This is a genomic window from Natronomonas sp. (assembly GCF_046710025.1).
GTDB lineage: Archaea > Halobacteriota > Halobacteria > Halobacteriales > Haloarculaceae > Natronomonas.
The window spans coordinates 1-3,913 of the sequence record NZ_JBKEGK010000232.1 but is presented as its reverse complement, the minus strand read 5'-3'; the positions used below and the strand labels follow the sequence as shown (position 1 = coordinate 3,913).

Sequence of the window (3,913 nt, the reverse complement as noted above, 5' to 3'; positions counted from 1 at the left end):
CGCCCGAGACGACGTTCGATGACGTCGGCGGCCTCGCGGAGGCCAAGCGGGTGCTGACGGAGGCCGTCGAGTGGCCCCTCGCTTACAGCGCCCTCTTTGAGGCGACAAACACCGATCCACCCTCCGGGATCCTCTTGCACGGGCCGCCGGGGACCGGCAAAACCCTCCTCGCACGGGCGCTCGCGGGCGAAAGTGCGGTGAACTTCGTTTCGGTCGCCGGGCCCGAACTGTTGGACAAGTACGTCGGCGAGTCAGAGAAGGCCGTTCGGGAGGTGTTCGACCGCGCCAGGCAAGCCGCTCCCTCGATCGTCTTCTTCGACGAGATCGACGCGCTGGCCGGGGTTCGCGGGAACGATAGCGAAGCCACCGAGCGCGTCGTCTCGCAGCTACTCGCCGAACTCGATGGGCTGGCGGCGACCCCAAACGTTGTCGTCGTGGCGGCGACAAATCGCATGGAGTCGCTCGATCCCGCGCTGCTCCGCCCCGGCCGGCTCGAATCCCACGTCGAGGTGCCGACTCCCGATCAGGCGGCCAGACGCGAAATTCTGGCGGTCCATGCCGCCGACAAGCCGCTTGGCGAGGATATCGATCTCGACGCCGTTGCCGACCGAACCGATGGTCTCTCCGGGGCGGAACTCGAGTCGGTGGTCCGGGAGGCGTCGATGCGGGCGATCCGGGAGGTGGCGGACGAACTCGGCCCCGAGGCGGCCACCGAGCGCGCCGACGAGATCGAGATCGAGGCGGCCCACTTCGAGGCGGCGCTGGCGGGGGTTCGGGGGAACGAAAACGGGACTGACCGGTCCGGATCGCAAGCTCAGACCAGCAGCTGAATGTCCGCCTCGACCATCTCTTGGAACGCGGAGGCGGCGCCGACGCCTGTGGTGACGCCCTCGTAGAAGTCACTCTCGTCGTAGTCAAGCAGGTCGATCGTCATCTGGCACGCCTGGAGGTCGACGCCGCTGTCGAGACAGACGTCGACCAGTTCCCCGACGGAGGCCACGTCGTTGTCGTCGATCCGGTTGCGCATCATCCGGGTCGTCATCCGGTCCATCCCGGGAAGCGCGGCGATGGCGTTCGGAACCGGCATGTTCGGGTTCCCGACCGAGCTCAACTGGAGGTTCTTGGAGTTCTCCTCGTGAAGAATCTCCAGCCCCCAGAACGTGTGGAAGACGGTGACGTCGTAGCCGAACGCGGCGGCCGTACTCGCCAGTATAAGCGGCGGATACGCCATATCGAGGGTGCCCTTCGTGGCGAGGATCACCATCTTCTTTGTGTCGTCGTTGACGGCCTCGTTGACGTCGGCGAGTTCCGTCTCGAGTTCGTCGATCCGGGCACGTAGCTCCGCAAGTTCCTCGGCGGAGGGTGCGCTGTCGGCCCCCGCCTGTGTGTCCGTGCTCATCGTCACTCGGCCTTCCGGACGTAGTGTTTGTACACCGACTCCCCGCCCTCCGTCGCCTCCGCTTGATCGAGTAACTCGGCGTCGTCCGTCGACTCGGCCCAGCCGGCAATGTCGCTCATGCTCCCGGAGTCCGTAGCGACGACCTCGAGGGTGTCGCCGGGCGCGAGTTCGTCGAAGGCTCCCTTCGTCTTGATGACCGGCATCGGGCAGTTCTGTCCCTTTACGTCAAGCGTCTCGGATGCTGATTCCGTGCTCATGTGTTGATTCCCTCGTATTGGGGTTACTATACAATATTATTTCCGGAATAATAAGTATGTCGGTGACCGGAGCTAAGCGACCCGGCCGTCGGCGCGAAATCGTGTCCACGTCGCAAGTGAGTCACCTGGCGTCAGCTATATTGTATAATATATGAATTGCTATACAAAACCTTAAGTCGGTTTGGTGACTATGTCCGTACACGCATGGATCCAGACGAGATCGACTTTCCGACGCCCGACTCCACGGTCGAGTCGGTCGCTCCGGAGACACTCAAGGCACAGATCGACCGGAAAGAGGACGTCGCCATCCTCGATACGCGGATGAGCGGCGACTACGAGGAGTGGCGCATCGACGGCGAGACCGTCGAGTCAACGAACGTCCCGTACTTCCACTTCCTCGACGAGGAGATCGACGACGACGTGCTCTCGCAGGTCCCGGAGGACGAACACGTCACCGTACTGTGTGCAAAAGGCGGCGCCAGCGAGTACGTCGCCGGCGCGCTCGCCGACCGCGGGTACGATGTCGACCACCTCGAGAACGGCATGAACGGGTGGGCGTCGATCTACGAAGCCCACGAGGTCAGCGGGTACGACGGAAGCGGGACGCTCCTGCAGTACCAACGCCCCTCAAGCGGCTGTCTGGGGTATCTGCTCTACGACGGTGACGAAGCCGCGGTGATCGACCCGCTCCGGGCGTTCACCGACCGCTATCTCGCCGACGCCGACGAGTTGGGCGTCGACCTGCAGTACGCCTTCGACACGCACGTTCACGCCGACCACATCTCGGGGCTCCGCGAACTCGCCGAGGATGGCATTGCGGCCGTTCTCCCTGCGGCGGCGGCCGACCGAGGAGTCACCTACACCGACGACGTGACGTTGACTGAGGACGGGGACACCGTCGCCGTCGGCGACGCGACGATCGAGACGGTGTTCACCCCCGGCCACACCACCGGAATGACCTCGTATCTGCTCGACGATTCGTTTCTGGCGACCGGCGACGGGCTGTTCATCGAGAGCGTCGCTCGCCCCGATCTTGAGGAGGGCGACGAGGGAGCCCCCGACGCCGCTCGGCAGCTGTACGACTCGCTTCAGGAGCGCGTTCTCACCCTCGATGACGACACGCTGATCGGCGGCGCACACGCCAGTAACTCGGCCGAACAGGCCGACGACGGCACTTATACCGCCACGCTCGGCGAGTTGAAGTCGCGGATGGACGCCCTCTCGATGGACGAGGAGGCGTTCGTCGAGTTGGTGCTTTCGGACATGCCCCCCCGCCCGGCGAACTACGAGGAAATCATCGCGACGAACCTCGGCCAGGAGTCCGTCGACGACGAGGAGGCGTTCACGCTCGAGTTGGGGCCAAACAACTGCGCCGCAAGCCAGGATGCACTCACGAGCGACTAACAGAGTGACCGGAGGAATGGAACCATGATCGCCGAACTGCTCGGCTCCGGTGCGGTCGAGACGCTGTTCCCGAACGGGATCTACCGGTACGCCGTCGGCGGCCTCCTCGTCGGTGCGGCGACCGCATTGATCTATGTGGGAACCGGGATTCCCGCCGGCGCGAGCACGTTCCTCGAGTCGACGCTATCGTACGTTTCGGGCCAGGAGCGCTTCCAGCAGTACCGCCCCTCTCGGGACTGGCGGCTCGTGTTCACGCTCGGAATCGTCGCGGGTGCGGCCGTCTACGCCGTCATCTATCAAGGTGAAGCGTGGGCGCTCGCCGGGAGCGTCTGGACGACCGACGTGGCGCCGTGGCGGCTGTTCTTCGGCGGCATCCTCGTCGGCGTCGGCACGCGGATCGGGAAGGGGTGTACGTCCGGCCACGGGATCTGCGGCGTCGGTTCGGTCTCTCGAACCTCCCTCGTGGGCGTCATCACCTTCCTCGTCGTCGCAATCGGCACGGCAAACATCGTCGCCGCAGCGGGGGTGACGCCGTGAGCCCGGACCGCCACCGACTGTTCATGCCGTTGATCCTCGTCGGGGGGATAATCTTCGGGTTCGGCCTCGCGTTCAGCCACATGGCCCGCCCGGAGGTCGTCATCGACTTCCTGACGTTCGAGGACTTCGGGCTCCTCTTCGTGATGTTCGGCGGATCGATCGTCGCCGGACTCAGCTTTTGGGGGCTCTCCTCGCTCGGAACGACCGCGCCGCTGACCGGCAGGCCCTACGCGCGTCGGCTAAAATCCCTCGACCGGAACGTCCTGTTGGGCGGAACGGTGTTCGGCGTCGGCTGGGGGCTCTCGGGGATCTGTCC

General features: G+C 64.9%; 6 protein-coding genes. 4 read left to right on the top strand and 2 right to left on the bottom strand.

Features of this window, described 5'->3' with window-relative positions:
• A partial coding sequence (locus tag ACI944_RS12720) for an ATP-binding protein (RefSeq protein ID WP_411719410.1) occupies positions 1-830 on the top strand: 830 nt, incomplete at its 5' end.
• On the opposite strand, the gene ACI944_RS12715 is transcribed toward ACI944_RS12720, so the two are convergent.
• Both ACI944_RS12715 and ACI944_RS12710 read right to left on the bottom strand, forming a co-directional pair.
• Positions 815-1,399: a DsrE/DsrF/DrsH-like family protein gene (locus ACI944_RS12715; protein WP_411719409.1), complete on the bottom strand. Its 585-nt coding sequence runs from the start codon at positions 1,397-1,399 to the stop codon at positions 815-817. The two genes, ACI944_RS12720 and ACI944_RS12715, sit on opposite strands and share 16 nt — an antisense overlap.
• Before the next feature lie 2 nt (positions 1,400-1,401).
• Entirely contained in the window at positions 1,402-1,656 is a 255-nt protein-coding gene (locus tag ACI944_RS12710; RefSeq protein ID WP_411719408.1) for a sulfurtransferase TusA family protein, read from the bottom strand.
• Positions 1,657-1,860: 204 nt separating this feature from the next.
• On the opposite strand from ACI944_RS12710, the gene ACI944_RS12705 reads away from it, so the two are divergent.
• From ACI944_RS12705 to ACI944_RS12695, 3 genes are all read left to right on the top strand, one after another.
• On the top strand, positions 1,861-3,060 hold the full coding sequence (locus ACI944_RS12705) for an MBL fold metallo-hydrolase (protein ID WP_411719407.1): 1,200 nt from the start codon (positions 1,861-1,863) through the stop codon (positions 3,058-3,060).
• Positions 3,061-3,084: 24 nt separating this feature from the next.
• Positions 3,085-3,597 carry a YeeE/YedE family protein gene (locus ACI944_RS12700; protein ID WP_411719406.1) on the top strand — a complete coding sequence of 171 codons (513 nt, stop codon included), beginning with the start codon at positions 3,085-3,087 and terminating at the stop codon, positions 3,595-3,597.
• Positions 3,598-3,620: 23 nt separating this feature from the next.
• Positions 3,621-3,913 (top strand): DUF6691 family protein (locus ACI944_RS12695; RefSeq protein WP_411719411.1); only part of this gene is annotated, 293 nt, incomplete at its 3' end.

Coding starts and splice junctions, on each gene's coding strand:
- ACI944_RS12715 (WP_411719409.1), bottom strand. CDS start 1,399: ATGAGCACGGACACACAGGCGGGGGCCGACAGCGCACCCTCCGCCGAG.
- ACI944_RS12710 (WP_411719408.1), bottom strand. CDS start 1,656: ATGAGCACGGAATCAGCATCCGAGACGCTTGACGTAAAGGGACAGAAC.
- ACI944_RS12705 (WP_411719407.1), top strand. CDS start 1,861: ATGGATCCAGACGAGATCGACTTTCCGACGCCCGACTCCACGGTCGAG.
- ACI944_RS12700 (WP_411719406.1), top strand. CDS start 3,085: ATGATCGCCGAACTGCTCGGCTCCGGTGCGGTCGAGACGCTGTTCCCG.